Below are 26,211 nucleotides of genomic sequence, written 5' to 3' on the forward strand. Positions count from 1 at the left end.
GGCCCACTATGGCCGGTCCAGCCGGGTGTGACGGATCTGCGATGCCGGCACGTCCGCGGCGTAGAGAAAATCCCGCGCGACGCGCAGTGCGTCCTCGGGCAACGCCAGGTACCAGTCATGATCGGCCAACAGTGCATGCACCCGAACGACGCGATCGAGCACGTCGTCGATGCGCTCTTCGCCGGCCGGCGCCAGGTCGATCGAGTGATAGCGGAAATCATCCAGCACATCCTGCCAGGCACGGCAGTAGTTCGACAGATAGTGCCCGCGTTCGATCGCCGACAGCCAGTAGAGATCGATCGAGCGGTTCTCGTCCTTCTGGATCGCATGATCGATCAGGCTGCTGATCGCGGCAAACCCGCTCTCCCACGCGACGAATACCAGCGGGCGCTCGGACTCCTCGTCCAACGTGAAACTGCCGAGCGGCCCGCGCAGGCTGACCTCGTGCCCACGGCGCAACCCATCGAACGCCAAGGTGCTGAACGGATCATCCGGTTCGCGACGGAGGTGGAAACGCAGCTGCACGCCATCGCACGGACAACTGGCGATCGCCAGGGTGCGCGCACGCCCGCCTTCGAGTGCCAGCGACACAGTCTGCCCGGCGAGGAAGTGCAGCGCGTTGCTGCGCGGCGCGCGAATCGTCAGCTGCATCACGTCGTCCTGCAGTTGCTCGATCCGGCTGACCTTGGCACGGATGAACTGCTCGGCGATCTCGCCGGCACTGCCGACCTCGTGTGCCTCGAGCTCGACATCCCCGAGCGCACGGGTGCTGCACATCAGCAGCCAGCCCTGGCCGCGCTGCGTCTCGCTGAAGCGGTAATCGTGGTGGCGCGCCGGTTCGACCCTGCCGCGCAGCAGGCGCGCATGGCAGGCACCGCAGCTGCCGTTGGCGCAGGCGTGGTCCAGGTTCAGGCCTGCGCGCAGGCCCGCCTCCAGCAGCGTCTCGCTGGGTTCTGCCGCGAATTGGTGGCCCGAGGGCCGGACGGTGATCCGATACGCCATTTACCGCCGACACTAGCGCCTGTTGCGACGCCCGCCAAGCGGCGCGCGCCATCGGGTGGCCGGTGCGCCGGAATCAGCGGGTTTCGCGCAGCTTCAGCTGGTTCATGAACCAGCCGACCAGGGTGCCGAGCATCATCGCCTGGCGGGCGTCGCACTGCTCCTGCAGCTGCAACAAGCGCTCCTCGGTCTCGGTGGTCAGCTGACGATAGCTCTGCAGCGTGTCCTGCAGACGCTCGATCTCGACCCGGGCCCGCTGCAACTCGGTCGCGAGGTGTTCCGGATTCGGACGCGCATCGTGCATGGTCTTGTACACCGCCGCCTCGCGTATCCGGCTCACCTTTTCGAGCATCCCCGAGCGATCGCCATCGGCCTGCGGATAGGCCTTGTGCAGCTCCGACATGCGAATGTGTCCCTCGAAGGCCTCGATCCGTCCTTCCTGGATATGCTGTTGCAGCAGGCGACGCGGTACCCCAACCATGCGGGCGGCCTGAGAAAGACTGAGCAAGCGGTCCATGATTTCTCCCGATCCTTATCCCAAATGGGATATATGACCGAGAGTATAGCGGGCAAATACCAGAGCAAAAAGGTCAGTTATTACCGCATTCCGGTATGTGGAAACCATCGCGGCGGCTGGCCCGGCGACCGGGGCGGGCCTCCAAGCCACTGTTAAGTAGGGCTATTTTTTGTCCGACAGCCGACCGAGTTCGGTCAGCAGCGGGGTCAGGACCGGCTGCAGCTTGCGACGCATCAGACTGCCGATCGCGGTGCTGTCGCCGAACACCGGCCGCACGACCCCGTACCCCAGTCCGGACATCACCCGCAGCACGCGCAGCAGACCGGTGTCTATATGCGGCACCGCCGCCAGCGCCCGTGCCGCCGGATCCCGGGTCAGCCAGGCATCCGCCTCCGCGATCAACGCCTCCAGCGGCGCATCGGGACGCCCCTCGGGTCGGGCAGCGGCAAAATACCCGGCGACATAGTCGAGCGCGAGGTTGACGACATCCTGGTTGGACGGCTTGTCGAAGATGCGAAACACGGTGTCGACGAACACCTGACCGGGTGCCGATAGCACGCGATGCAGCAGCGCGGCGACCGGATTGCCGCCCCGGGCGAGCTTCTGCAGCGCCGGGCCGAGGTCGGCGAGTGCGGGATGCGCGCCGCCCGCGCCGGGCAGGTCGTCCGGACACGCGCCGATGAAGCCGACGTAATACGCCGGCTTGCGTTGCGCCTTGCGCCACAGGCCGAGCGTGGCGTCTTCGTCGAGCAAACCGGGTTGCAGCACCAGGCGCACCGTCTCGATCTGCTGCTCCGGCTCGCTCTCGAACGGCAGGTGTTCGACGAGATAGTCGGCAAGCACGCGGCCCATCGCACCCTCGACGACCGCGGCCTTGGCCAGCATATGGCGCGCGTTGGACGCGTCTTCCATGGCCCACCAGGCGCGGCGTGCCAGCTCGTCAGTCAACCCCTGGGCCGAAACGGCAGCCACCACCGCCTCGGGTTCACCCAGCAGCAGCAATTGCTCGAGGCTGTCGTCGCGCATCTGTCCCATGCGCGTCCAACGCTGCAGATACACCGGGTAGCCGCCCGGCGAGCCGAGCACGTGCCCGGACAACAGTTCCTTGACGCGTTTGAGATACTGGTCATGGCGACCGGAAGGATTGAGCTGAACCTGCGCCTCACCCTTCTCTGACAGCCCGAACACCGTCATCGTCGATTCGTTGATGCGAATCGCCTGCGGGCGATTCGCCAACAACACGTTGAGCCGCAGGGTGTCTTGCTGGGAAAGTTCTATTGCAGTCATCTACCGATCGCCCGCCGTCGCGGGCCAGCCCGATCAGTTCTCAGCCGGAGGGACGTAATTGGGGTCTTTCGGGTTCAGAAAGATGAACTGTGCCTCGCCAGGCTGGAGTTCGACGAAATCCAGCGTCGCCGCATCCAGCAACGGGACGTACTCGGGGGCCATCACGATCTGCACCCCCTCGGTGCTGAAACGTATATCGTCCTCGGTGGCCTCGTCGAAACCCATGCGGTAGTCGATACTGCCGTCCGCACGCTGCTGCGCCGCCAGACGCAACGCCATTCCGACCGTACCGCCCTGCTCGGCGGCGACCTTGACCTGCTTCGCCGCCTGCGGCGTCACTTTAAACATACCGTCACCTCTCAGTCGATCAACCGTCGCAGCACGTCAGACACCGCCGCCGCGGGATCGGACAAACTCGACGAAGCGCCGCGCCCAGGGGTGCGAACGGGTGTCGCGCCGGTGCGCATAACTGGCCAGAAGATTCCTGTAGACGATGCCGTCGTGTATCCCGTCGAGGCCGACACCCCGGTCGACCCGGTATGCAAACCGCAGACCGTCCGGTACGTTCGCCAACGCCGAGTAATGAAACTCGTGGCCGGGAATCGGCTCGCCTTCCCCCGGCGAACCCGGCCACGGGTGGTCGGCCGTCTCGCGCAGCTGGACATAACCCCGCCCCTGCGGCTTGGCATGCATCACGACTTCGCCCGGCAGTACGCCGGCCATATTACGCGTCTTTCCTGCCCAGGTCAGGCGTTCGCACAGGTACATCAATCCACCGCACTCGGCATAGGCCGGACCACCCCGTTCGATGAAACCGGCAACTGCGGCGCGCATGTCGGCGTTGCGCTCGAGCTGCTCCATATGGGTCTCGGGGAAGCCCCCACCGAGAAACAGCGCGTCGCACGCGGGCAACTGCCGATCGCGCAGGGGACTGAACGGCACCAGGTCGGCGCCGGCAGCACCGAGTGCCGCCAGATCACCTGCGTAGTAGAAACCGAACGCCGAATCGCTCGCGTAACCGATGCGCACGCGCGGGCCGCCAGCGGGCGATATGGGTACCGTTCGAGCCCCGGGCACGCCGCCCTGCTCGGACATCGCCAGCAGGGTGTCAAGGTCGACCTGGTCGCGGATTACCTGCGCCATGCGTTCGATGTGCGCTTCGCTGTCGCCGCGTTCGTTGCTTGGCACCAGACCGAGATGCCGCTCGTTGATCAGCAATGCGTCGCTGCGCTGCACCGCACCCAGCACGCGCACGTCGGTGTAGTGCTCGATCACTGCACGGAGCTTCGCCTCGTGCCGACTGCCGCCGACCTTGTTCAGGATCACACCTACGATGTTGATCGCCGGTTCGAACGCCTGATAGCCCAGGATCAGCGGAGCGACTCCGCGGGTCATTCCCTGGCTGTCGAGCACCAACACGATCGGCGAACCGAGCTGCGCGGCGAGCGCGGCATTGCTGTTGCTGCCGTCCAGCGCAAGGCCATCGTAGAGTCCTTTGTTGCCCTCGATGATACCGATGTCCGCGCCCTGCATCTCGGTCGCAAAAAGATCGTCGATCTCCGCACGCTGCATGGTGTAGAAATCGAGGTTGTGGCACGGACGGCCCGCGGCCTGGCCGAGCCACAGAGGATCGATGTAGTCGGGCCCTTTCTTGAAGGGCTGCACCGTCTTGCCGGCGGCGCGCAATGCCGCACACAGACCGATGCTGAGCGTGGTCTTGCCGGACGACTTGTGCGCGGCGGATATGTAGACGTGACCCATCATGCGACCGCAAACGAAAAACGGGGCGACTATAACAGCCGCCCCGTCTCCCTTTCAGCCTGGTTTTTTCGCGTCAATTCGCGGAATGCGGGTCGACCGCTTCGTCGGACAGCGACGCCGGAAGGAACTGCAGCAGACGCACGCCCACGAAGGTCGCCAGTATGGCCAGCGCAAATCCGCCGATTCCGAGCAGGAACTCGGGCAGCGACGGGGAGTAGTGACGCGCGGCACCATTCACACCGTCGAAGTATCCCGACTCGATGATGGTGTGACCGGGGAACATGTTGAGCGGGAACGCCTGACCGCCGATCACGATCACGTAGATCGCGGACAGGCCGCCCAGCACGACCAGCAGTGCCGCGATCGTGATCGCACCCCGCTGGGTACCGAGCGCCGGATGGAACAGGATACCCATCGGGACCAGCATTCCGAGCAACACCCAACCGATCCAGAACGTCCAGGTATAGACGCCGCCGTCCCGCAGGATGAACGCCTCGAACTCGTGGTTCTCGGTGCCATAGAGGTTGGTCAGGTGGTACACCAGCGTGAAGTAGAATACCGCCGCGACGAACACGCCGAGCAGATTCTTGAGACGGCGCAACACCTTGTCACCCAATGGACGACCTTCGCTGTTGAACGCGAACATCAGTACCAGCAGGTACAACGCCAACCCGTAGGCAAACGACATGATGATGAACATCGGCGCCATGATGGCCGCATCGTAACCCTGGCGAGCGACGAGAAAACCGAAGATCGACCCGGTACCGGTGGTCAACGCGAGGCGCCAGATGAATGCCACGACGCCCAAGCCCTTGCTGTAGTCGTTCGCCTTGCGTTCCATCATCGTGAACAGGTAGACCGCAACGATCGCGATGAACCCCACGTACAGATAGATGTTCCAGGCAAATATCGATTTGAAGTTGTACGTGGTCATCGCCACGATCAGGCGACCCGGCTGACCGAGGTCCAGCACCAACACGATCAGACCGCCGACCAGCAGCGTGATCGCCATCAGGCCGGAAAGTCGCGCCAGCGGCTTGTACATCTTCTGGCCGAACACCGAACCGATCGACGCCACGTTCAGCGCGCCAGAAGCCGCGACGATCAGGAAGATCGCGAACACGTGCGGCGTGCCCCACACGATCTGATTGGTCATGCCGGTGACCCAGTGGCCCTCGTGCTCCATGTAGAGCGTCGCAAAGCCGCCGACCGCGACAATCGCCGCCAATACCGCGAGCAGTCCCCAGTAGCGTGGACTCTCGATATCCCATTCGCGGTAGTGAATCTTTTTCATTGCCGAAATTCTCTCCGGAAAACGCTCAGACGTCGGTGTAACGGACGCCGGTATTCAGCTTCAGATCGGCGCGGATCTCCACGTTCGGATACTTCGCCAGGGCCTGGGAAACCGCACTGTTCGGATCCTTGAGATCACCGAAAACGATCGCGCCGTGCTGACATGCGTCCTGGCACGCGGTGGTCGTGCCACCGTTGTCGCGCCGCTGCACGCAGAAATTGCAGCTCTCGACGCAACCCTTGCCGCGCGGCGCAACGGTCGGCTTGAGCTCGACACTCTCGTGAATGAAGGTACGCGCGTTATAGGGACACGCCATCATGCAGTAGCGACAGCCGATACAGGTATGCCGGTCGACCATCACGATACCGTCCGCGCGGCGGAACGAAGCACCGGTCGGACAAACGTCCACGCACGGCGGTTTCTCGCAATGCTGGCACATCATCGGCAGCGTCGTGACACGCCCGGTGAGATTGTTCTGCAGCTTCACCTGGCGGATCCAACGCGGACGCTGCATTTCCCACACCGCGTCATCTGCGCCTTCCGGCTTGCCGATCATGTCCAAGCCGTTTTCCTTGTCACACGCATCGACGCAATCCTTGCATCCATCCGCACACTTGGTGGTATCGATCAACATGCCGTAACGCACGTCGTCAGTGACGGCGGTGGCGCGTGGCGCGGCATTCGCCACCGACTGCAGGAACACGCCGGGGGCGACCGCGGTCGCCGCCGCGACACCGGTCGCGCCGGTCAGGAAGTCACGACGCCCCTTGTTGGGCGACTGATCGGTCGGTTGACTCATACTTCAGTTCCCCGTGGGCCTGGTGGCATGGCAGGTGAAGCAGTCCAGCGACGCACCTGCGAACTCGTGGCAGGCCGAGCAGAACTCGCCCGGTGCGTTGACCGGAACGTGATTGCCCTGCGCATCCTTGCGGACGTGGCAATCGACGCAACCCGCCAGACTGTTGTCGGTCTTGCGGATGCCTTCATGCACCGTGATATCGCGCTGATGCTCGATCAGCTCGAAGTGGTTGCGGCGCATAAACGCGGTCGGCGCCACGCAAGCGTCCAGCTTGTCGGCCCTTGCCGTCCCTTCCACACCCTGTGCAGCATGCACAGTGCCGAACGCGCCGAATGCGGCCAGACAAAACGTCAGCAGCAAACCGATGCCTAACTTACCTTTCATTGCCTTTTCGGCCCCTGCCTGATTATCCCTACCCGGTTTACTCACCGAGGCCCATCTTGATGTAGCCGGTCGGGCAGACATCCGAGCAAATATGACAACCGATACAACGTGCATAGTCGGTGGCCACGTAACGACCTGTGGTCGCCTCCTTCTTGTCGACGCGATAGACCGCATCCTGGGGACAGAAGATGACGCAGTTGTCGCATTCGAAGCACATACCGCAGCTCATGCACCGCTTGGCCTCATCCACGGCCTGTGCATCTTCCAGACCGATCAGACGCTCGTGGAAATGACCCAGTACATCGTCCGCTGACGGCACTTCCTCTTTCCGCGCGATACGCGGCGTGTATGCGAAGTGCGCGAGGAACAGTTCGTCGTGCGGAATGACCTCGGCGAACGAACGGTCCTCGTAGTTGTGAACCGCAAAGTTTTCACTCGAGGTACCGCGCAGATCACCGCGCTCACTGACGTCGAAATGCTCCGGTGCCAGGCCTGCCTCAACCAGCTTCTTGTCCAGGTTGAAGTGGTGCACGTCGACCTTGGGACGCTTCTTGTGATCCTTCTTCTGCAGGAACTCGTCGATCGAATCCGCTGCGACCGAAGCCTGACCGATCGCGGTCGTCAACAGGTGCGGACGGATGATGTCGCCGGCTACGAAATGCTTCTCACGGTCCGGGACCTGATAGAAGCTGTCGGCATTGATCAGGCCACGGCCGTTGTCGAGCACTTCGAGACCGCTCAGATCGCCACCCTGCCCGATCGCCGAGACGATCAGATCGGCCTCGAGCACCTGCTCGGTCCCTTCGATCGGAACCGGACGGCCACCGTCCATGGTGCACTTGGCGATCTTGAGACCGGTTGCACGGCCGTCAGCACCGAGGATCACCTCGACGGGCATCACCTCGTCGAGGATCGTGACACCCTCGTGCAACGCATCGTGCACCTCGTGCTCGGCTGCGGTCATGCTGCTCTTCGGGAACAGCGAGGTCAGCGTGACGATTGCACCTTGCGCAGCGGCGGTCACCGCGGAGTCGTGCGCTACGAAGCCGTCATGCACGACCAGTTCCGGACGATCGGTCGGGTTGGTCTGCTCGATGTGGCCGAGACGACGCGCGACCGAGACGACGTCGATCGAGGTGTCACCACCACCGACGCACACGACCTTGTCAGCCGTAACCTTCATGCGGCCTTCGTTGAACGCCTTGAGGAAGGCCACGCCGGACACGCAGTTCGGCGTACCGTCCCAACCCGGGACAGGCAGACCGCGACCGGTCCAGCAACCTACCGCCCAAAGCACGGCGTCGAAATCCTTCTCGAGTTGCTCGACAGTCACGTCTTCGCCGACGCGTGTGCTGGTGCGAGCCTCGATCTCACCCATATCGAGTATGCGCTGGATCTCGCCTGCCAGTTTGTCGCGCGGAATGCGGTAGTTCGGGATGCCGTAGCGCATCATGCCGCCGAGTTCCGGCTGCGATTCGAAGATGGTCACACCGTGGCCTTTACGGCGCAGTTGATAAGCAGCCGCCATGCCGGCCGGACCGCCGCCGATGATCGCGACCTTGCGGCCGGTGGTCGGACCGACTTCGAACTTGTAGCCCTTGGCCAAGGCGTTGTCGCCGATCCACTGCTCGACGGCGTTGATGCCGACGAAATCTTCGACTTCGTTACGGTTGCAACCGTCTTGGCAGGGCGCCGGGCAAACGCGGCCCATCATCGACGGGAACGGGTTGGCATCGGTCGAACGGCGGAAAGCGTATTCACCCATTTCCATTTCACCCGCCGGCTTCTCCTGGCCGCGAACGATCGCGAGCCAGCCGCGGATGTCCTCACCGGACGGGCAGCTGCCCTGGCAAGGAGGCGTCTTGTGCACATAGGTCGGGCATTTGTGCGACGTATCCTCCCGGAAGATCTTGTCCGTGAAGGAGTCCCACTGATTCTCGCCGTCTTCGAAACGGCGCCACGTCAGCTTGGTGTTCATCTCATCGCTAGGAGTTGCCATCAGAAAATCTCCTTACCTTTTGCCCAAGTGATCCCGTGGGATCTGTTGTATCTGTTTAGTCGGCCGCGCAACGCTCACGCTGCGTCGTCTTCTGCTTCTTCGTCGTCATCGCTGTCCTGGCCGGTCAGCACGATCGCATTCGATACCAGCTGGTGAACGCTGACGATCATGTCCATATCGAGTCCGTAGTACGGCAGGACCTTGGTGAACTGCGACTTACAGATCGCGCAGATCGCCGCCATGTTGGTCACACCGTTTTCCTCGATCACGTTCTTGAGCGCTTCCATACGCGGCTTGGCGCCCTTCACGCGCAGTTCCATCAGGTCGTCGGTCAACAGGCCGCCGCCCCCGCCGCAACAGAAGGTCTTCTCGTGGATCGTTTCCGGCGCCATGTCCACAAAATGGTTGCAAACCGCTTTGATCACGTTGCGCGGTATCGTGAACTGACCGCCGGGTTCGCTACCCATTCGCGACGCGCGTGCGACGTTGCACGAGTCGTGGAAGGTCACGACCATGTCGTCATTGGCCGACTTGTCGATGTTCAAGGTGCCCTTCTGGATCTCGCCCCAGGTGAACTCGAGAATGTGCTGCGGCACCGGGTATTTCGGATCGAGGAAGTCGAACGGTCCGGCCAGCGTGTTCAGGAAGCTGTACGCCACGCGCCACGCGTGTCCACATTCGCCGAAGATGATCCGCTTGACGCCGAGTTCCAACGCGGCCTCGCGGATGCGCAGCGACACGCGACGCATGTTCTCGTAAGAGCCGATGAACATACCGAAGTTGGCCGCCTCGGACGCTTTCGAACTCAGGGTCCAGGAAACCCCGGCCTCGTGAAACACCTTGCCGTAGCCGATCAATCCATCGACGTGCGGTTCGGCGAAGAAGTCGGCGGACGGAGTCACCAGGAGGATGTCTGCGCCTTTGACATCGAGCGGGTACTTGACCGCGACGCCCGTTTCATCTTCGACGTCCTCTTCGAGACCCTCCAGGGTATCGGCGAGTGCCATTTCCGGCAGACCCAGATTGTTGCCGATCTTGTAAACCTTGCCGATGATCTCGTTGCAGTACTTCTGGCCAACCCCGATGCGGTCCATGATCTCGCGCGCCGCCATCGAGATCTCGGCGGTGTCGATGCCATACGGGCAAAACACCGAGCAACGGCGACATTGCGAGCACTGGTGGAAATAGCTGTACCAGTCGTCCAGTACTTCCTTCGTGAGGTCTTCGGCACCCACCAGTTTCGGGAAGTACTTGCCCGCGAACGTGAAATAGCGCCGATAGACCTTGCGCAGCAGGTCCTGACGACCGACCGGCATGTTCTTCGGATCACTGGTGCCGAGGTAGTAATGACACTTGTCCGTGCAGGCGCCGCACTTCACGCAGGAGTCAAGATACACCTGAAGGGAGCGGTACTTGCCAAGCAGATCGCCCATCGCCTCGATGGCCTTATCCTGCCAACCGTCGACCAGCTCACCGGGAAAGTTCAGCGGCTCCTGGAACTCCGGTTTCGCGATATACGGATGACTGTGCGCCATCGTGCCCGGCACGACCGCGGGGACTTCCGGATATTCTTTCAGCTCGGGGATTTCAAAATCTGCTTTTGCCATGCTCGCTGACCTTGTTCCGACTTAGTGTTCCAGCTGGCGCGCCCAATCGGCGACGTGACGCTGCTCGCGGGGGTTGTCGACCTGATTCCGGGTCGGGCTGAAAAACACACCGGGCGCATGCAACAGCTTGCTGATCGGGAAGATGATCATGAGCAATGCAACCAGCGACAGATGCACGATGATGAACGGATCGGTCGGCAGATTCGGCATCTCACTGAAGTTGAAATACATCAGGCTGCGGAAGAATGCCTTCACCGCGACCACGTCGGTATGTGCGACGAACGTGGTCATCGCGCCGCTGATGCCAATCAACAGCAGCAGCAACAACATCAGATGGTCGGACGGTGCCGAGATGTACCGTACCCGGTCGACGAACAGCCGGCGTCCCCAAAGACCAAGCAGGCCGATGATCATTGCGAACGCCAGGTACTTGAACAAGGGTCCGACGAACGCGGTCAGGTCCATGAGCCATTCGATCTCGGTGAAATAGCGCAGATGGCGGAACAGCACCGCGAACAACGCCATGTGAAACACCCAGCCGAACAGCCAGGTCCACTTGGTCGACTTGAAAAGGCTTTCGAAAAACACCACTTCGCGGAACATGCGCAGCACGACGCCGCCTTGCGTTACCGGTGCCGGCGTAGTGGGGATCTTGAGCGGCGCTGGAGTCTTCCAGTACAGCAGGATGCGACGGGCCAGACCCACCACCAGCAAAACGGTGGCGGCGTAAAACAGCGCGGCAAATGCGATCGTCAGAAACGACATGTTTCCGAAAACCTCTCTTCGTTAGATGGACCGGGCGGATCCTGTGAGATCCGCCCGGAGGATCAGCAGCGGATCAGACGCAGCCGGTCGGCTTCGGCAGACCGGCGTAGCGGCATGCCTGCTTGCCCGGACCGTACGGGAACAGGCCGTACAGGTACTTGCTGTTGCCCTTGTCCTTGCCCATCTTCTTGCCGACGGCCTTGGTCAGAACACGGACCGCCGGTGCAATCTGGTATTCCTCGTAGTATTCGCGCAGGAAGTTGATGATGTCCCAGTGCTCATCGGTGAGCTCCAGTTCGTCTTCCTTCGCCATCACCTCGGCGACGCCGGGCTCCCACTCGTTGATGTTGGCCAGGTAACCTTCTTCGTCGGTTTCCAGGGTCTTACCATTCACTTCGATAGGCATGTCTATTTCCTCTCCGAAAGAGTTTGCTATGTCGACCCGGTTTTATAACCAGGCCTGTACCTTGTCGTTGGCTTCCACCAGATCGACGAATCCCGCGTAGTCGACCACCTCGATACCCTCGATGATGCGATCGTCTTTGATCGCGCGCGCCATCAGGTCGGACTTGAGGGCGTAGACTTTCTTGTCGCCCATTGCGCCCTTCACCATTGCCTCGGCAGTAGTGCCACGCATGGCGCCGTAGACGCCATCTTCGATCAAAAGGATCGAAGAACCAGCCAGCGAGCACTTGATCGCCGCTTCCAGCGAATTCTTCTCGAACGGCGACTTGTTTACAGTATGCAGATCAGCCATGGCGGCACCTCAGAAACTGAATGAGACTTCGGATTCGGCCAGCGCCTTGGCAACCTGGTCCGCATCCAGCACTTCGACAATGTTGTCGACTTCTTCTTCGGTCTCGAAGTCTTCCCAGGCAACCTCGATGAGATCGTCCTGCGACAAACCGCGTGCCTCCAGGGACGCCTTGTCGACATACAAGTGACGGACACCGTAGTCACCCAGCGTGCGGTAGGTCGGCATGAAATTCTTCATTTCCGACTCCGAGGTGTCGCTGCCCTTGACCAGCTGAAACACGCCGTCATCCATGAACATCAGGCTGACTTCCTGGTCGAATGCCGCGCCGATCAGCACCACTTCGAGCGATTCCCAGGCATAGATGGTGCCGTAGGGAGCACGACGGTTGAGATACATGAACTTCTTGATATCAGACATCGCGAATCTCTCCCTCAGTCACCGAACACAACCAGACGGTCGGCCTGGATGGCGGCCTCGATCAGCTGACCCAGGCCGGAAATCCGGAACTTGGGCGCGATGTTGGTTGCATCCTTACCGTTGCGCTGTGCCTCACCGTCGTCGACGAGGCCGCGGCGCTGAGCCGCGGCCACGCACAAGACCAGATCGAGGTCATACTTCTCTGCCAGCTCCACCCAGCGATTGACGATATTGCGATCGTCCTGCGGCGGCGTGGTCAGACGCGTGCCGTTGAGCACGCCGTCGTGATAGAAGAACACGCGGAACACTTCGTGGCCTTTTTCCAGCGCGGCCTTGGTGAAGTGGTAAGCCGAGTCGGTCGCCTGATGCTGGTAGGGACCCTCGTTCACCTGTACTGCCAGTTTCATAACGTCGTTTGACCTCGTCTGTAACCGCTATCAGAAGCGGATGTATGCGGAGGAGTTCAAGCTCTTACGGGCACCACGCCAGTTGTCGATGTGGTACTTGGTGAACGGCAGCTCGACTTCTTCGAAGAAACGCGGCCAACCGATACGCTCGATCCACTCGTTGATGCGCTCCCAATCGTGTGCGCCTTCTTTGTAGGCTTTGAGGATGCGCTTGACGATGGCGGTCGCTTCCGGCCAACGCGGCGGATTGTTCGGGATACCCGCTGCAACCAGCTTCTGGAAGGTCGGCTTGCCACGCGCATTCGAGTGGTTGCCACCGACCCAGATCGCCAATTTGGTGTGTTCGGCATCGTTGATCTGCATGGGCGGGCACGGCGGGAAGCAGGCACCGCAGCAGATGCACTTCTTCTCGTCGACTTCCAGCGACGGCTTGCCGTTGACCATGGCCGGGCGAATGGCCGCGACCGGGCAACGCGCGACGACCGACGGGCGCTCGCAGACGTTGGCGACCAGATCGTGGTTGATCTTCGGCGGCTTGGTGTGCTGCACGTTGATCGCGATGTCACCCTGGCCGCCGCAGTTGATCTGGCAGCACGAGGTGGTGATGTGTACACGGTTCGGCATGTTCGCGTTACGGAACTCGTCGATCAGTTCGTCCATCATCGACTTGACCACGCCCGATGCGTCGGTACCCGGGATGTCGCAGTGCAACCAACCCTGGGTATGCGAGATCATCGTGACGGAGTTCTGGGTACCACCGACGATGAAGCCCGCCTTTTCGATCGCGTCGATCAGCGGCTGAACCTTGGCTTCGTCGGTGACCATGTATTCGATGTTCGAACGGATGGTGAAGTGCACGTAGCCTTCGCCGTAGGTATCGCCGATGTCGCACAGGGTGCGCAGGGTGAACACGTCGAGGATACGCTGGGTACCGACACGGACGGTCCACACCTTGTCACCGTTTTTCGCGACGTGCAGCAGGACGCCCGGACGCGGATGCTCGTGGTAGGCCCACAAACCGAAGTTGCGACGCATAACCGGGTGCATGTACTGGAACGGGTCGGGACAGCCGGTCTCGATCGGTTCACGCATTTCTTTCGCCATTTTTCCCTCCAAAGAGCGGGGCTATTCGCGTAAAGCTTTCCCTGCGGGACGGCTGCCGATGCAGCCGTCTCGCGAGGTATGGGTTCGCTAACGAAGGACCTGGGTTAGGACGCTTCGGCCTGACGGTCAAACCACTTGATCGCCTCGTCGTCCCAGCCATCCATACGGACGTAGGAACACTCGCGCGGGTGGTTGACCATGTTCGGGTCGACGTCGACGCCGACGCCCTCCAGGAAGTTGACCAGGCCGATACGCTCGATCATCTCGCCGCAACGCTCGTGCTCGAGCGCGTTCTCTGCCCAGAAATCAATGATCTCTTCGGCGAGCTCGACCAGCGATTCCCAGTCTTCCTCGGTTTCGAGTTTCTTGAACGGCACCACGACGGTACCCATCAGGTCACCGATCTTCAGCGTACGCTTGCCGCCGATCAGGATCGTGACACCCTTGTCGTCGCCGGGATGCAACGCCTTCGGCACGACGTTCAGGCAGTGCATGCAGCGCACGCAGTCCTTGTTGTTGACTTCCAGCGAGTCGTCGTCCTTCAGCGAAAGTGCCTTGGTCGGGCAACGGCTGATGATGTTGTCGATGGTGTGCTGACGACCCTTGCGACCGACATAGGCCTTCCACTCTTCCTGGTTGACCTTCATGTCGTCGCGCCAGGTTCCGATCACAGCGAAGTCGGCACGCTCTATCGCGTTCTGGCAGTCGTTCGGGCAACCCGACACCTTGAACTTGAACTTGTACGGCAACGCCGGACGGTGCACGTCGTCGGTGAAGTTGTTGACCAGCAGGCGGTGCGCCTTCTGCTCGTTGGTACACGACATCTCGCAACGGGCCGCACCGACGCACGACATCGCGGTACGCACACAGGGGCCGGCACCACCCAGGTCCCAGCCATAGTCGTTGATCTCGTCGAAGAAGTGCTGGGTGTTCTCGGTCGTGGTACCGATGAACATGATGTTGCCGGTCTGACCGTGGAAGGTCACCAGGCCCGAACCCCACTTCTCCCAGCTGTCGGCGAGCTGACGCAGCATGCCGGTGCTGTAGTGGTTACCCGCCGGCGGCTGAACGCGCAGCGTGTGGAATTCTTTCGATTTGGGGAATGCCTTACCGACCTCGGAGAAGCGCGGAATGATGCCACCGCCGTAGCCGTACACCGAAACCGTACCGCCTTTCCAATATCCCTTGCGGGTCTCGTAGGAGTGCTCGAGCTGGCCGAGCAGTGAGTTGGTCATCTCGTTGATGCGCGCATCCGGATGCTGATCGCGCAGACGCTTGATGCCGCTGATAAAGCTGGGCCACGGACCTTCCTCGAGCTGATCGAGCATGGGTGTTGGATACTGGTCGATTGCCATGTCGCTGTTTCTCCTGACTAATCGTTCGTATTTGGCGGAATTCCGCAGTCGCCGAGCCGATTTCTTCGACCGAACGACGTGAACCTGGGTCACACACCGGATAGGAGGTCGGGTCGACACCAGGCCCTGGGCGCGAGTGGACGATGCGCGGGCGCAGGCCCCCTATCAACGGTGGCTAATATTAGGGGAGCATTGAATCCGTCCATACTCCACCATTGGGGGATAGAGGGTGTAAGTGACTATCCCTTTCGGGATATGCGGTTATTTGACCTGGATCAAACGCAGAATGCAGTGCCTTGAATCTACGAGGCTTATCCCACCGGTCGGTCCATTGGAATTAAAATATCAGGATAGTCTAATCTTAATGCCCCACGTACGCGCCCGGGTCACCCCGCCGAGGTCCGCCAATTGATGTCACAGCAACCGTCAACGACACCATTCGGATCGCCGTTCGCCCTCGACGACGACGCCGCGTACGTTCCTTGGCGCGCCGCCAAGCTCGACGCACCGCTGCCGGCGACGCCGATCCCGATCGAAGATCTCAACAACCTGCGCGAGGCGGAACGCCACGCACTGCTGTGCGCCTGCGCCACGCACAATTTTGCGCTGTTCCGCGCAGGCAAGGTGCCGCAGGCCCTCGAACCCGCGCTGCGGCGCTTCGGCCAACGGCTCGGCCTGAGCGAAATCGACCGCAATCTGTGCGCCGAAGACAGCGGCATCACGGCGATCACGGTCAAGGAGACCGCGACCGAGCACGTCTACATCCCCTATACCAACCGCCCGCTCGGCTGGCACACCGACGGCTATTACAACGCCACACAACACCAGGTGCGGGCCTGGATGTTGTTTTGTGCCCAGCCCGCAGACGAGGGCGGCAGCAACGAACTCCTCGACCACGAGATCGCCTTCATCCGCCTGCGCGACGCCAATCCGGCATGGGTCGCCGCACTGATGGCAACGGACGCCCTCACCATCCCCGGCAACGTCGAGGGCGGCGTGCAGATACGACCACACCACAGCGGCCCGGTATTCTCCGTGTCGCCTCTCGACGGCAAGCTGCACATGCGCTACTCGGCGCGGCAACGCAATGTCATCTGGAAGGACGATCCGGCGACCCGGGATGCGGCGGCATACCTGCTCGAGCTACTCGACTCGGACGACGACCATCGCCTGCGACACCGCCTGCAGGCCGGCGAGGGCATCGTGAGCAACAACGTGCTGCACCGTCGGGACGGCTTTCGCGACGCCGCCGAATCGGGCGCGAAGCGCCTGATCTACCGGGCCCGCTACCACCAGCGCCTTCCGGAACCCCAGGCATGCGATTGAGCGGGGCGCACAGGCAGCACGGTACTGCGCGGTTGTGTGATGCCCCGGCCGATCCCAGGGTTACCCTATGCCGTGTTCCAGGACAATACCGCCACCGAGCCAACGCCAAGGGAAGCCTGCAGACATGCTCTATCTGAGCCAGATACTGATCGCCAACCAGGAGATTCAGACGTTCGACGAACTCAAAGACGCGGTGAAGGAATTCGCCCGTCAGGGCGAGATGTTCCTCAGGTTCGACGTCAAACCGCCCTACCCGGACACGCCGGCCGACTGGGAAGACCAGCTCGAGGCGACCTTCAGCAGCAGGTACTGAGCAGATGATCGACTACTTCAACCCCGACCAGCTCGAAGACACCGCGGCCGAGTCGCTGCACAAGCAACTCGGCCAGCAGGCGCAGCTCGAAGGCGCGCTGGTGGAGTTGCGCACCCAGCTCGAACGCCTGCCGGAGAACGCGCCGCCCACGCAGCGCGCCGCGCTGCAACTGGAGATCGGTCGCGCGCTGCAGATCCTTGAACGCGGGTCCGAGGCCTGGCCGATCACCCAGACGGCATTCGGCATCTGCGTCGCCGAACGTAACTGGGCAGCGGCTGCCGATGCCTGCAACGTGATGTACGAATCTGACCAGCCGGACTCGCTGATCGCGCTCGGGCACGGCATCTGGCTCGGCGTGACCTTTCCGATCGATCCCGAAATCTCGGTCAACCTGCTGAGCCACGTGGTCGACGACACGCCCGACGACTCCGACGGCGCCGCGGTAGCGGCCGCGACCGCGTGTTTCATCGCCGACGTGCGTGCCGAGGAGGGCCCGGACCGCGACCGCCTGCTGTTCTTCGCCCAACAGCTGCTCGGGCGGGTTGCCCGTCGGCACAGCGAGATCGAGACGCAGGCGCAGTTCGATCTCTGGATCGAACGCCTCGAGCTGAACGATCCCGACAAGTTCCTGGTGCGGCTGCGCAACGTCGTCGACGTCCTGGTCCAGGACCAGTGGTGGTTCGACCGCGACGCCCTGCAGGCACAGATTCCGGAAAACTAAGCGCGGCCTTGCGCGGTCTAATTATCCAAAGTACCCGAGAGATACGCACGATGTTCTGGCAGGACGACGACAAACCGAAGGCATTCGAGATCACCGACGAGGTGATCGACCTGGTGTTCGATATCGAGTGCCGCGAGCTGCCGGTCGACCATGCGTACGATCTGTCCGCGGCGATCGCCGAGCACCTGCCCGAACTGGGAGCGGACCACAGGATCGCGGTGCACAACATCCACCTCGCCGGGTCGCAGAACGGCTGGGAGCGTCCGGACCCCAAGCTCGGTCAGAAACTGATCCTGTCGCGGCGCACCAAGCTGACCCTGCGGGTCACCAAGGACCGCCGCCAGGACGTCGAGGACGCCTTGCGTGGGGCACGGCTCGACGTCGCCGGCTGCTCGCTGACCGTCGGCAGGGCCAAGACGAAGATGTTGTCGAGCCAGGGAACGGTGTTTTCACGCAGCGTCGTGCTGGAACCCGGTGAAGACACCGACGAAAACGCCTTCCTGCATCGCATTGTCTCCTCACTGGCGGAGCGCGGCATCCGGGTCAAAAAGGCGCTGTGCGGAAAGACCTCGGAGATGAGCGGTCCGAACGGGCCGATCCTGACGCGCAGCATCATGATCGCGGACCTGACCGCGGACGAGGCGGTGCGCCTGCAGCAGGAAGGCATAGGTCCGCTGCGCCACATGGGCTGCGGCATCTTCCTCCCGCACAAGGGGATCGACGCGGTCAAGAAGGCCGAAGACGACCGCTGAACGCCCCTGCCCTGGCGCCGGTGTCCGGCTGCCCACCGCTCCAGCGGGCCCCGGGCCCGCCTTCCGTAGCCCGGTTTAACAAACGCTGATATTCAAATAGAATCGCCGACCGAAGATCGGGCCGCCGCGCTATGCGGCGGACGCAGGCCGGCCGCTCAGCGGTCGCGCCCCGGGCAGTTATGCGATAACACTCGCCATACAAGAGGAGCATACAGATGGCATTGGAAGTAAACGGCAAGACCGTCGAGACCGATGGGAATGGCAACCTGGTCGACCCGACCCAGTGGGACGAGGATGTCGCGAAGGCGCTGGCCGCAGCGGATGACACCATGGGCGAACTCACGCAGGAACACTGGGACGTGCTGAAGTACCTGCGCGACGAGTATTTCAACAACAACGGCAATCAGCCGATGGAACGCCAGATCAACAAGGACATGGGCAAGGTCTGGGGCAAGAAGGTCAGCAGCAAAGACCTGTACAACCTGTTTCCGGGTGCGCCGAGCAAGCAGGGCAATCGCATCGCCGGTCTGCCATACGTCGCCCGCAAGGGTGGTTATTGAGCGATCGGCTGTCGTGGGGTGACGACCCCGCGATGCAAGAAAAGGCAGCCTTCGGGCTGCTTTTTCGTTACCGGGCCGGTAAAGGCGCTCACTGGCGGGACGCCGGTTGTTGGCGCTGCGCGGCTGCCATCAGAAAGCGCTCGGCGGAGCGCACCCGCGATCCTTTTCTTTGCGTGCCCAAAGAAAAGGACCCAAAAGAAAGGGCACCCGACGACTTGCCCCTCGCCGTTGGCGAGGGGTGCCCTGTGCTTCTCGCGTCGGGCGGCGCTCGGGAACTCGCTCCCTGGCGGTCGCTCAGACACCCCTCGCTTGGTCCCGCCCGCCGCTGCGATGCTCGGCGGCGTCCACGGGGCTCTGGGAGACGATAGCCGGCTACGCAGCACCAGTTCCCCCTTGGTGCAGCCGAGCACCACAGGCGGAAAACGGATGAGCGCGAGGACTGTCTGACCGAGCGTAGCGAGGGAGTTCCGCAGCGCCCGTTTTGCGCCGAGGAGCGCAGGGTAGTCCGCGCACAGCGCGGGCCAAGCCTTGGGGGTGCCTTTTTCTTTGCCTTCTTTCTTTTGGGCAAGCAAAAGAAAGAAGGGCGGGTGCGCTCCGCCGAGCGCTTACAACAACCAGCTGCGCGCAGCGCGAACCCACCCGCGTCCGCGACGTCATCGAACCCATGCTTGATCTAGACGTCCGCCCACATCCGCAACAGGTTCACGTACGAACGGTCCACGTGCTTGGTCACGTCGCTCTCGGGATCGGTCTTCAGCAGATGCTCGCGCGCCTGGTCGAGTTCGAACAGCAGTTCACGCCGTGCGGCATCGCGCACGAAACTCTGGATCCAGGTCAGCGCGACCAGGCGTTCGCCACGCGTCACCTCGGCGACCCGGTGCACGCTGGCGGACGGGTATACCACCGCATGCCCGGCGGGCAACTTCACCTGCTGCTCACCGAACGGCGTGCGGATCACCAGTTCACCTCCCGTATAGCTCTCCGGAGGATTGAGGAAGATCGTCATCGAGACGTCGGTGCGGAACTTGGGCCCCTGCCCCATGATCGGATCGTCGACGTGGTCGCCGTAACGCATCCCCGGCTGGTAGCGCGCGAATATGAAATCCGCGACCTTGGCCGGCAGCGCGGCGCTACGAAAGATTGCGTTATGCCCGACACTGGCCATCACGATGCGGTACAAGCGTTGCAGCAGCGCGGGATCTGGTGCGAGTTCCTCGTTGCTCTTGACCTTGCTGGCCGCCATGCCGGCGGTCAGCCGCCCGTCTGCGAACTGCGCACCATCGAGCAGTTCGTGGATCTTGTCGAGTTGCGCAGCGTTGAGGAGTTCGGGGATCTCGATCAGCATCCGGTAGCCATCCTGGTTGGTGGGGGATATCCGCGGCGGGCAGCCGGGATTTCGCACCGCGATGCCCGTAAAATACGACCTCGCCACGCAGCCGCCCCGGACCGACGATGATACTGAAGGTAGTGATCGACGACCAATTGCTGGAACTCAATGTGCCCGAGACGTTCATCGCCCAGGCGCAGGATTTCTTCGCCAAGATGGATGCCGACATGGATCGCGGCTGGCAGGTCAACCGCGAATGGGTGGAGCGTCCCGACCAGCTGTTGCGCGCCCAGATCGCCGCGAACAAGCTGCTGACCGCACTGGACAATGAAGATCACAAGCTGGGTCGCCTGATGGCGGGCTACATCGTCGCGCGCCTGCCTCAGGTCGATCATGTCGAACTCAAGCCGGCCGGCGAGATCCGCGATCACCAGATCCACCTCAACGATACGCCGAACCCGGACGTTGCAGCGCCGGCCCCTTCCCGGGCGCACGAAGGCATACCGCAGGGTTTGTCGCGGATGGAGGCCCTGGCCCAGGCCGCAAAAGACGTCAGCCAGGTATTCAAGTCCGGCCGACACTTTCGTTTCTCGGTCTACAACCACGCAACCCAGCGCTGGGAGGAATCACCGGCAATCGCCGACAAGACGCAGGCCGAGGCGATGCGTGAACACGCGGTCAAGGCGCGGTTCGAGGCGCTGTGCGGTTGAAGCCGTGCCGGCCATCGATTCAGTCACCGCTCCGCTGGTAGTCCGCCACCCGGACGGCCACGAACACCTGGTAGCGGCATGCTTCACGCATCCGCTGGGCCTTCTGTATCTCGATCTCTACTGGCACCGCTCGACGCCGCGGGACGCCGCCCATCTGGTACGCGGCGAGATCACCGGTGAGGGTCCATGGCGGATCGGGGATGTACGCGTGCGCGTGCTTGGCTGCCAACATACCGACCCGCACCTGCAGGCCAGTTTCATCGCCTGGCAACAACACCTGGAGGAACCGGACACCGCGTATCCACCGCGCGCCCAGATCGTCGAGATCGCGCGCCGCCTCGGCGCCACGCCGCGTTGAACCTGTGACGGGCTGTCGCGGCGGACAGGTTGCTTGGGCAGAGCGAAAAGGGTTCGGTGAATCACACAAATTGTTGTGGAATTTCGCATCCGTCGCGCGGTCCTGCTGGTAGGATGAATTAAAAGAATGCCCAGGGAGGCGTTGTGTCCGAGGGCCTCAGACTCAAACCCCATTTTCTGTCCGCATGGCTGCGCAACCCGCTGCAGATGGGAGCGGTGGTCCCCAGCAGTGACGGATTGGCGTGGGCGATGGCGCGCCAGTTGCCTCTGAACCCGGGACGCACGCTCGAACTGGGCGCCGGTACCGGTGCGGTGACGCGCGCACTGCTGGCACGCGGCGTTGCATCGCTGGATCTGCTGTCGATCGAAAAAGACCCCGCACTGGCGCGCGAACTGGGGCGCAAGTTCCCGACGCTGCGGGTGCTGACCGGTGACGCGGCGCGGCTGACCGGCCTGCTGGAGGCATCGCACTTCCTACCGGTCGATACCGTGGTGTCCAGCCTGCCGTTGCTGAGTATGCGCAACTGGACGCGGACGCGGATACTCTCGCAGGTGTTCGCGGTACTGGCGCCCGGTGGCCAGCTGATCCAGTTCACCTATTCGCCGCGGCCACCGATTCCCGAAACCCTGGTGGCCGCGCTGGGCCTCGAGGGCGAGCGCGTGCAGCGCGTCCTCTGGAACCTGCCGCCGGCCAGCGTCTGGGTCTACCGACAAACACCGCACGGCCACCCGGGTCACGGCGTCCAGGCGCTGCTCGCCGCGGTGAACCACTAGTACCGATGGATTGACCCGGCGCACAACTCCCGCGGCGACGGGGCGAGAAGTTCTCAGGTCGACGTGCGGCGGTTCGACTGTGTCGCCGGGTGCCCGCTACCAAGCTGTTTCTCCAACGACCGGCGCAGGTTCTGACGGGCGCGCCACAGGCGGCTCATCACGGTGCCCACCGGCAGGTCCAGGATCCGCGCAGTATCGGCGTAACTGAACTCGGACAGGTCGACCAGCGCGATCACCTGGCGCTGCCCTTCGCTGAGCTGCCACAAGGCGTGGCGCGTGCGGCGGACCATGTCCTCGCGTTCGACCAGCTGTTCGGGCCCGTCGTCTTCGCTGACCAGTATCAGGTTCTCGGCCGATTCCGGTTCGGTGCGGCGGTACTGGTCACGGTAGAGATTGACCATGATGCGCGTGACCCAGACCTCGAGGCGCTCTTCGTCGCGCAGGCTTCCGAGCTTCGCGAGCGCCCGCGTCAGCGTCTCCTGGACAAGATCGTCGGCCAGAGCGGTCGACTGGCACCACGACCAGGCGATGCGCATCAGCCGTTCACGCTGATCGCAGAGCTGCGCGCGCAGTCGACACTGCTGGGCGAACTGGGTCACGCCGGTCACGATCCCGCCCACCGACGGCGCGCCCCGACGGCGCCAGGTACGCAGCACCCCCTGCCTGTACCTCGACCGCCCGCGCCGCACGACAACCGGACGGCCGGTCGTGTCGGCCGCACGCGGGCGAAGCAACCCGGAGCGATCAGCTCACACGGCTGTACCCCGGCGACCCGACCGCAGACCCCGGTTGGCCGAAAGACCGCACGGGGTGAAGCGGCGATCGGTGCCGGCGCGCAATGATGGCGGACACGGTTCAAGGGCGGGCTCCAGTCGGTGTTCGATACACACGACGGCACCCGCCAGGGTGCTGGCCGCGGCGCCGTTGTCACCTCGAGCAGCAAGCCCTATGCCATACGTAAATGTCCAGTTTTTCAGAGACTTATATATTTCATGCAAACACTGGATTGCAATTTGCAATCAGCGACCGATGCAAACCGCAATCGGCCGCGACGCTGCGGGCGTTGCTCAGGCGCCGCCCGCGGGGGCCGTGAGGGCTTCGCGGAGCACGGATTCCACAGCCTCGCTGCTGACCGGCAGGGGTAGTTTGGCGAACAACCGGAAGCGGGCCTCCAGCGCGGCCAGCTTGTCGGCCTGCTCGGGCAGGTGGAACACGACCACCTTCACCGAGGGATGGCGTTGCAGCACCGCCATCAGGGTCTCGAGGTTGGAGGTGCGGTCGCGGAAATCAGACTGGAAGATGTACTCGGCGACGATCACGTCGGGCACCGAACGTTTGAGCAGGTTGCGTGCCTTGCGCTGCGAGTTCACGACCTCGGCGTCGAAACCCAGCCGCTGGTACAGCGGGAGCAGGTTCGGATAGCCGCCCAGCTCGATGATCGCGAGCAGGCTGGGCATCTCAGCGGAACACCACCCAGGTCGTGGCGATGTACTTAACCCCGGCGTGCAAAGTCGCCGCGCGGTGTTCGTGAGTCCAGAACGGCGGAAACACGATCATCTTGCCCCGCTCTGGACGCACCTGGACGTCCTGGTACAGAAACTCGGTCTCGCCGCCCGGGCCCGGGACGTCGTTCAGATACCACAGCACGACCAGCTGACGCTGGCTGAACTCATGGCTGCCGCCGTCGATATGCCAGTGGTAGAACTCACCCGGCAGATAGCGCTGGATCTGGTAGCCCATGTCCTTGAACGGTCCCTTGAAGAACGGAAAGGTCTGACGCAGTTCCGACAGGGCGGCCCCGACGCAGCGAAAAAACAGCTGATCGATGTCCTTCCATTCCTCGCGACCGCTGACCACGAGGTCCATGGTCCGCTTGATCTCGCTGTCGAGGTCCTGCACCTGGCCGATGCGCCCCTGATTCTGTTGTTCCGGATGTGCCTCGAATCGACGGATCATCTCGTCGCACCAGTCGGCCGGAATCGTATTGGGACGCTCGAAGATGAAGCTACCCGGCTTGACCTCGCGAAAGGTCGAAAGAGGTGCCACGGTACGCTCGACTGGGAAAGGATTGGACATGCTGCCGTCCGCCGCTCAGTTCTTTGACATCAGCACATTATCCCGCCTGCCGCCGCGCCGGGCAAAAACGCCCGTCACAGGGTGGACTGTTCCACCAACGCGGCGATATTCCCGGCCGCACGCTCGCCGAACCGACGGTGCAGATCGAGCATCTGCAATGCCAGGCCGCGCCAGTGATCCGCGGCCCGCCCGGCGAGCGCACCCATCGGCGTCGTGTCGCCGCTGACCAGCCAGGTGTCGTAGGCCACCTCCAATGCCGGGAACAGCTGGCGACGCATCGCCCCGAGGTTGGCGATGAAGAAATGCAGCGAGGCCTCACGATCGTGCCCGAGCAGGGTCGGCAGGGTGTGGGTGCAGTCCGCGAGATGGTCGCGCACCGCCCGCGCCATGAGCTCGGCCGGCGTCATGCCGATATCCATCAACATCGACTCCCAGGCGTCGCCCAGATCCAGTCCCGCCTGATACTCGCCGCGCTCGTGGGCCTCGATGCTCGCCATCTCGGCCTCGGTCATCGCATCCAGCGCCTGGTCGAGTGCATGATCGAACGGATAGCACGCGACCGCGCGCGCCATCGCGTTCTTAGACCGGCTCCACAGCCACGATTCGTACTTTTCCCAGAGAAAACGGCGCAGCGACTCGCGGCGCAGAAAGATCGTCGAGCCACGGGTCATCGCCGGCGGCGCATTCAGGCAGCGTGCCAGTTCGCGCCCGGTGACGCGCAGGACGAATCCGCTCTCCGCGCGTCGCTCACCCTCCAACTCGGCGAGAAAGAAATGCGGACGCCCGCCGTGCACCAGACCGGCGCTGTACGCCAGTCGGCGACTGCCGAGCGCATCGTTCACCGCTTCCGCGTCGAACGGGTCGAGCGTCGCGCCATCGATCTCCAGCGTACGGAAATCGGCCTGTTCGAGCGCCTCGAGGTGCGCTTCCCGGGTGCTCAACCAGTCCCCGACCGCCTCGCGGCCCAGCGGTGCGCCCAACGGCAGGCCGCGCTCCCAACGGTAGCGCTCGCGCATCTTCAGCAGGTAGGTGCACATGCCGTAGTCGGTGCCGTGCCGTGCGTCGACAATGTCGCAGTTGTGCTGAACCGCATCGATCAGGGTCTGCATGGGGACTCCGGGCAGCCGTGCTGCAAGGCTGTTACCAAGTAAAATACTCGACTATTCGCCGCAAGCCAATCGCCGCCCCGCGCGCCAACCAGCGTGCATGCCATGGCAATTTGCGCACGACTTCGTGCGATAGTGAGCGGCATACCGAGTTTCCGATGGAGAGACCCCCGTGGCATTGAGGATCAAGAGCCGCTGGCACGACGATGCCGCCGAACGCTCACTCGACGAGATCGCCGGCGCGCTCGGGTTCATCGCGTGGCGCATCGCCAAAGACAAGGCGATCAACCTGCACGGCCAGGATTTCGTCTACGAATCCGACGAACAGCGCTTCGCGGTGATCATCGAGTACCTGATCTTCCAGGTGCAGATCGTCGACCGCCTCGCCCGGCAACAGCTCGGACTCGAAGATGAAGATCGCCGCCAGCTGGTGATCGCGGTCGCCAAGTCCCTCGCCGGACATCTGCACGACAACAGCGTCGATATCTTCGGCCCCGGCGACTATGTCGGACCTTTCGTGCAACGGCTCAACGAGCGCGGGACGGAATACGCCGAACTGAACTACACCGAACAGGGGCCGTCGTATCCGTTCATGCGGCACCTGGGCTTCGAAATTCAACAGGTGATGGGCGAATCGCAGGAAAACCGCTGGGTCATCGATCAGGTGATGGACCGCGACGGCATCGAGATCGATCGCGAGATCCGTCGCGCGGTCGCCAACCTGTTCGAATAGGCCC

General features: G+C 62.8%; 31 protein-coding genes. 9 read left to right on the top strand and 22 right to left on the bottom strand.

Annotated features, from left to right (window positions below):
• Positions 1–6: 6 nt before the first annotated feature.
• The 17 genes from H6955_04825 to dsrA all read right to left on the bottom strand — a co-directional run bounded on the left by H6955_04825 (position 7) and on the right by dsrA (position 15,452).
• Positions 7–1,002 (bottom strand): 2Fe-2S iron-sulfur cluster binding domain-containing protein, encoded by a 996-nt coding sequence (locus tag H6955_04825; protein MCP5312854.1) that lies wholly within the window; start codon positions 1,000–1,002, stop codon positions 7–9.
• A gap of 73 nt (positions 1,003–1,075) precedes the next feature.
• The gene (locus H6955_04830; GenBank protein MCP5312855.1) at positions 1,076–1,516 is read right to left on the bottom strand and encodes a hypothetical protein; all 441 of its coding nucleotides are present in this window, start codon (positions 1,514–1,516) and stop codon (positions 1,076–1,078) included.
• A 162-nt stretch (positions 1,517–1,678) separates the two neighbouring features.
• The gene (locus tag H6955_04835; protein ID MCP5312856.1) at positions 1,679–2,794 is read right to left on the bottom strand and encodes a sulfur reduction protein DsrS; all 1,116 of its coding nucleotides are present in this window, start codon (positions 2,792–2,794) and stop codon (positions 1,679–1,681) included.
• Positions 2,795–2,836: 42 nt separating this feature from the next.
• Positions 2,837–3,151, bottom strand: a complete 315-nt coding sequence (locus H6955_04840; protein ID MCP5312857.1) for an iron-sulfur cluster assembly accessory protein — start codon at positions 3,149–3,151, stop codon at positions 2,837–2,839.
• Positions 3,152–3,187: 36 nt separating this feature from the next.
• Positions 3,188–4,564, bottom strand: coding sequence for a cobyrinate a,c-diamide synthase (locus H6955_04845; GenBank protein MCP5312858.1), 1,377 nt, complete (start codon positions 4,562–4,564; stop codon positions 3,188–3,190).
• 73 nt (positions 4,565–4,637) lie between these two features.
• Complete coding sequence (gene nrfD, locus H6955_04850; GenBank protein MCP5312859.1) at positions 4,638–5,858, bottom strand: polysulfide reductase NrfD; 1,221 nt, start codon at positions 5,856–5,858, stop codon at positions 4,638–4,640.
• Positions 5,859–5,883: 25 nt separating this feature from the next.
• Positions 5,884–6,657, bottom strand: coding sequence for a 4Fe-4S dicluster domain-containing protein (locus tag H6955_04855; GenBank protein MCP5312860.1), 774 nt, complete (start codon positions 6,655–6,657; stop codon positions 5,884–5,886).
• 3 nt (positions 6,658–6,660) lie between these two features.
• The gene (locus H6955_04860) at positions 6,661–7,086 is read right to left on the bottom strand and encodes a sulfur reduction protein DsrJ (GenBank protein MCP5312861.1); all 426 of its coding nucleotides are present in this window, start codon (positions 7,084–7,086) and stop codon (positions 6,661–6,663) included.
• Positions 7,079–9,040, bottom strand: a complete 1,962-nt coding sequence (locus H6955_04865) for an NAD(P)-binding protein (GenBank protein ID MCP5312862.1) — start codon at positions 9,038–9,040, stop codon at positions 7,079–7,081. Before H6955_04865 ends, H6955_04860 begins: the two co-directional genes overlap by 8 nt.
• A 74-nt stretch (positions 9,041–9,114) precedes the next feature.
• Complete coding sequence (locus H6955_04870) at positions 9,115–10,647, bottom strand: (Fe-S)-binding protein (GenBank protein ID MCP5312863.1); 1,533 nt, start codon at positions 10,645–10,647, stop codon at positions 9,115–9,117.
• 21 nt (positions 10,648–10,668) lie between these two features.
• Positions 10,669–11,412: a respiratory nitrate reductase subunit gamma gene (locus tag H6955_04875; GenBank protein ID MCP5312864.1), complete on the bottom strand. Its 744-nt coding sequence runs from the start codon at positions 11,410–11,412 to the stop codon at positions 10,669–10,671.
• A gap of 73 nt (positions 11,413–11,485) precedes the next feature.
• Positions 11,486–11,818, bottom strand: a complete 333-nt coding sequence (locus H6955_04880; GenBank protein ID MCP5312865.1) for a TusE/DsrC/DsvC family sulfur relay protein — start codon at positions 11,816–11,818, stop codon at positions 11,486–11,488.
• 42 nt (positions 11,819–11,860) lie between these two features.
• On the bottom strand, positions 11,861–12,169 hold the full coding sequence (gene dsrH / locus H6955_04885; GenBank protein ID MCP5312866.1) for a sulfurtransferase complex subunit TusB: 309 nt from the start codon (positions 12,167–12,169) through the stop codon (positions 11,861–11,863).
• A gap of 9 nt (positions 12,170–12,178) precedes the next feature.
• Positions 12,179–12,586: a sulfurtransferase complex subunit TusC gene (gene tusC, locus H6955_04890; GenBank protein ID MCP5312867.1), complete on the bottom strand. Its 408-nt coding sequence runs from the start codon at positions 12,584–12,586 to the stop codon at positions 12,179–12,181.
• A 14-nt stretch (positions 12,587–12,600) separates the two neighbouring features.
• On the bottom strand, positions 12,601–12,993 hold the full coding sequence (gene tusD, locus H6955_04895; GenBank protein MCP5312868.1) for a sulfurtransferase complex subunit TusD: 393 nt from the start codon (positions 12,991–12,993) through the stop codon (positions 12,601–12,603).
• 30 nt (positions 12,994–13,023) lie between these two features.
• Positions 13,024–14,097 carry a dissimilatory-type sulfite reductase subunit beta gene (gene dsrB, locus H6955_04900; protein ID MCP5312869.1) on the bottom strand — a complete coding sequence of 358 codons (1,074 nt, stop codon included), beginning with the start codon at positions 14,095–14,097 and terminating at the stop codon, positions 13,024–13,026.
• A 104-nt stretch (positions 14,098–14,201) separates the two neighbouring features.
• A complete protein-coding gene (gene dsrA / locus H6955_04905) occupies positions 14,202–15,452 on the bottom strand; it encodes a dissimilatory-type sulfite reductase subunit alpha (protein MCP5312870.1) in 1,251 nt (416 codons plus the stop codon).
• 411 nt (positions 15,453–15,863) lie between these two features.
• On the opposite strand from dsrA, the gene H6955_04910 reads away from it, so the two are divergent.
• The 5 genes from H6955_04910 to H6955_04930 all read left to right on the top strand — a co-directional run bounded on the left by H6955_04910 (position 15,864) and on the right by H6955_04930 (position 19,124).
• Complete coding sequence (locus tag H6955_04910; GenBank protein MCP5312871.1) at positions 15,864–16,778, top strand: TauD/TfdA family dioxygenase; 915 nt, start codon at positions 15,864–15,866, stop codon at positions 16,776–16,778.
• A gap of 124 nt (positions 16,779–16,902) precedes the next feature.
• On the top strand, positions 16,903–17,091 hold the full coding sequence (locus tag H6955_04915) for a sulfur relay protein DsrC (GenBank protein MCP5312872.1): 189 nt from the start codon (positions 16,903–16,905) through the stop codon (positions 17,089–17,091).
• A 4-nt stretch (positions 17,092–17,095) separates the two neighbouring features.
• A complete protein-coding gene (locus H6955_04920; GenBank protein MCP5312873.1) occupies positions 17,096–17,812 on the top strand; it encodes a hypothetical protein in 717 nt (238 codons plus the stop codon).
• 50 nt (positions 17,813–17,862) lie between these two features.
• Positions 17,863–18,564 (top strand): type I-MYXAN CRISPR-associated protein Cas6/Cmx6, encoded by a 702-nt coding sequence (gene cas6, locus H6955_04925; protein ID MCP5312874.1) that lies wholly within the window; start codon positions 17,863–17,865, stop codon positions 18,562–18,564.
• Between the two features lie 215 nt (positions 18,565–18,779).
• Positions 18,780–19,124, top strand: coding sequence for a TusE/DsrC/DsvC family sulfur relay protein (locus H6955_04930; GenBank protein ID MCP5312875.1), 345 nt, complete (start codon positions 18,780–18,782; stop codon positions 19,122–19,124).
• Between the two features lie 673 nt (positions 19,125–19,797).
• On the opposite strand, the gene H6955_04935 is transcribed toward H6955_04930, so the two are convergent.
• Positions 19,798–20,469, bottom strand: a complete 672-nt coding sequence (locus tag H6955_04935) for a Fe2+-dependent dioxygenase (protein ID MCP5312876.1) — start codon at positions 20,467–20,469, stop codon at positions 19,798–19,800.
• Positions 20,470–20,576: 107 nt separating this feature from the next.
• Here H6955_04935 and H6955_04940 point away from each other — a divergent pair, with 107 nt between their 5' ends.
• The 3 genes from H6955_04940 to H6955_04950 all read left to right on the top strand — a co-directional run bounded on the left by H6955_04940 (position 20,577) and on the right by H6955_04950 (position 22,292).
• Complete coding sequence (locus H6955_04940) at positions 20,577–21,161, top strand: hypothetical protein (protein MCP5312877.1); 585 nt, start codon at positions 20,577–20,579, stop codon at positions 21,159–21,161.
• Between the two features lie 4 nt (positions 21,162–21,165).
• A complete protein-coding gene (locus H6955_04945; GenBank protein MCP5312878.1) occupies positions 21,166–21,519 on the top strand; it encodes a hypothetical protein in 354 nt (117 codons plus the stop codon).
• Between the two features lie 143 nt (positions 21,520–21,662).
• Entirely contained in the window at positions 21,663–22,292 is a 630-nt protein-coding gene (locus H6955_04950; protein ID MCP5312879.1) for a methyltransferase domain-containing protein, read from the top strand.
• Positions 22,293–22,345: 53 nt separating this feature from the next.
• Here H6955_04950 and H6955_04955 read toward each other — a convergent pair whose 3' ends face one another.
• From H6955_04955 to H6955_04970, 4 genes are all read right to left on the bottom strand, one after another.
• On the bottom strand, positions 22,346–22,900 hold the full coding sequence (locus H6955_04955) for an RNA polymerase sigma factor (GenBank protein MCP5312880.1): 555 nt from the start codon (positions 22,898–22,900) through the stop codon (positions 22,346–22,348).
• Between the two features lie 459 nt (positions 22,901–23,359).
• The gene (locus H6955_04960) at positions 23,360–23,749 is read right to left on the bottom strand and encodes a hypothetical protein (GenBank protein MCP5312881.1); all 390 of its coding nucleotides are present in this window, start codon (positions 23,747–23,749) and stop codon (positions 23,360–23,362) included.
• Between the two features lies 1 nt (position 23,750).
• Positions 23,751–24,368: a 2OG-Fe(II) oxygenase gene (locus H6955_04965; protein ID MCP5312882.1), complete on the bottom strand. Its 618-nt coding sequence runs from the start codon at positions 24,366–24,368 to the stop codon at positions 23,751–23,753.
• 74 nt (positions 24,369–24,442) lie between these two features.
• A complete protein-coding gene (locus H6955_04970; protein MCP5312883.1) occupies positions 24,443–25,477 on the bottom strand; it encodes a hypothetical protein in 1,035 nt (344 codons plus the stop codon).
• 169 nt (positions 25,478–25,646) lie between these two features.
• On the opposite strand from H6955_04970, the gene H6955_04975 reads away from it, so the two are divergent.
• Entirely contained in the window at positions 25,647–26,207 is a 561-nt protein-coding gene (locus H6955_04975; GenBank protein MCP5312884.1) for a hypothetical protein, read from the top strand.
• Positions 26,208–26,211: the final 4 nt, after the last annotated feature.

It is taken from the genome of Chromatiaceae bacterium (assembly GCA_024235395.1).
Classification (GTDB): domain Bacteria; phylum Pseudomonadota; class Gammaproteobacteria; order Chromatiales; family Chromatiaceae; genus Thiosocius.

Excerpts from the sequence above, each read along its gene's own strand:
- cas6 (MCP5312874.1), top strand. The coding sequence starts at position 17,863 with ATGTTCTGGCAGGACGACGACAAACCGAAGGCATTCGAGATCACCGAC.
- dsrB (MCP5312869.1), bottom strand. The coding sequence starts at position 14,097 with ATGGCGAAAGAAATGCGTGAACCGATCGAGACCGGCTGTCCCGACCCG.
- H6955_04875 (MCP5312864.1), bottom strand. The coding sequence starts at position 11,412 with ATGTCGTTTCTGACGATCGCATTTGCCGCGCTGTTTTACGCCGCCACC.
- H6955_04930 (MCP5312875.1), top strand. The coding sequence starts at position 18,780 with ATGGCATTGGAAGTAAACGGCAAGACCGTCGAGACCGATGGGAATGGC.
- H6955_04960 (MCP5312881.1), bottom strand. The coding sequence starts at position 23,749 with ATGCCCAGCCTGCTCGCGATCATCGAGCTGGGCGGCTATCCGAACCTG.
- H6955_04870 (MCP5312863.1), bottom strand. The coding sequence starts at position 10,647 with ATGGCAAAAGCAGATTTTGAAATCCCCGAGCTGAAAGAATATCCGGAA.
- H6955_04910 (MCP5312871.1), top strand. The coding sequence starts at position 15,864 with ATGTCACAGCAACCGTCAACGACACCATTCGGATCGCCGTTCGCCCTC.
- H6955_04830 (MCP5312855.1), bottom strand. The coding sequence starts at position 1,516 with ATGGACCGCTTGCTCAGTCTTTCTCAGGCCGCCCGCATGGTTGGGGTA.
- H6955_04920 (MCP5312873.1), top strand. The coding sequence starts at position 17,096 with ATGATCGACTACTTCAACCCCGACCAGCTCGAAGACACCGCGGCCGAG.
- nrfD (MCP5312859.1), bottom strand. The coding sequence starts at position 5,858 with ATGAAAAAGATTCACTACCGCGAATGGGATATCGAGAGTCCACGCTAC.
- tusD (MCP5312868.1), bottom strand. The coding sequence starts at position 12,993 with ATGAAACTGGCAGTACAGGTGAACGAGGGTCCCTACCAGCATCAGGCG.
- H6955_04855 (MCP5312860.1), bottom strand. The coding sequence starts at position 6,657 with ATGAGTCAACCGACCGATCAGTCGCCCAACAAGGGGCGTCGTGACTTC.
- dsrH (MCP5312866.1), bottom strand. The coding sequence starts at position 12,169 with ATGGCTGATCTGCATACTGTAAACAAGTCGCCGTTCGAGAAGAATTCG.
- H6955_04880 (MCP5312865.1), bottom strand. The coding sequence starts at position 11,818 with ATGCCTATCGAAGTGAATGGTAAGACCCTGGAAACCGACGAAGAAGGT.
- tusC (MCP5312867.1), bottom strand. The coding sequence starts at position 12,586 with ATGTCTGATATCAAGAAGTTCATGTATCTCAACCGTCGTGCTCCCTAC.
- H6955_04865 (MCP5312862.1), bottom strand. The coding sequence starts at position 9,040 with ATGGCAACTCCTAGCGATGAGATGAACACCAAGCTGACGTGGCGCCGT.
- dsrA (MCP5312870.1), bottom strand. The coding sequence starts at position 15,452 with ATGGCAATCGACCAGTATCCAACACCCATGCTCGATCAGCTCGAGGAA.
- H6955_04840 (MCP5312857.1), bottom strand. The coding sequence starts at position 3,151 with ATGTTTAAAGTGACGCCGCAGGCGGCGAAGCAGGTCAAGGTCGCCGCC.
- H6955_04935 (MCP5312876.1), bottom strand. The coding sequence starts at position 20,469 with ATGCTGATCGAGATCCCCGAACTCCTCAACGCTGCGCAACTCGACAAG.
- H6955_04845 (MCP5312858.1), bottom strand. The coding sequence starts at position 4,564 with ATGGGTCACGTCTACATATCCGCCGCGCACAAGTCGTCCGGCAAGACC.
- H6955_04965 (MCP5312882.1), bottom strand. The coding sequence starts at position 24,368 with ATGTCCAATCCTTTCCCAGTCGAGCGTACCGTGGCACCTCTTTCGACC.
- H6955_04825 (MCP5312854.1), bottom strand. The coding sequence starts at position 1,002 with ATGGCGTATCGGATCACCGTCCGGCCCTCGGGCCACCAATTCGCGGCA.
- H6955_04915 (MCP5312872.1), top strand. The coding sequence starts at position 16,903 with ATGCTCTATCTGAGCCAGATACTGATCGCCAACCAGGAGATTCAGACG.
- H6955_04970 (MCP5312883.1), bottom strand. The coding sequence starts at position 25,477 with ATGCAGACCCTGATCGATGCGGTTCAGCACAACTGCGACATTGTCGAC.
- H6955_04940 (MCP5312877.1), top strand. The coding sequence starts at position 20,577 with ATGATACTGAAGGTAGTGATCGACGACCAATTGCTGGAACTCAATGTG.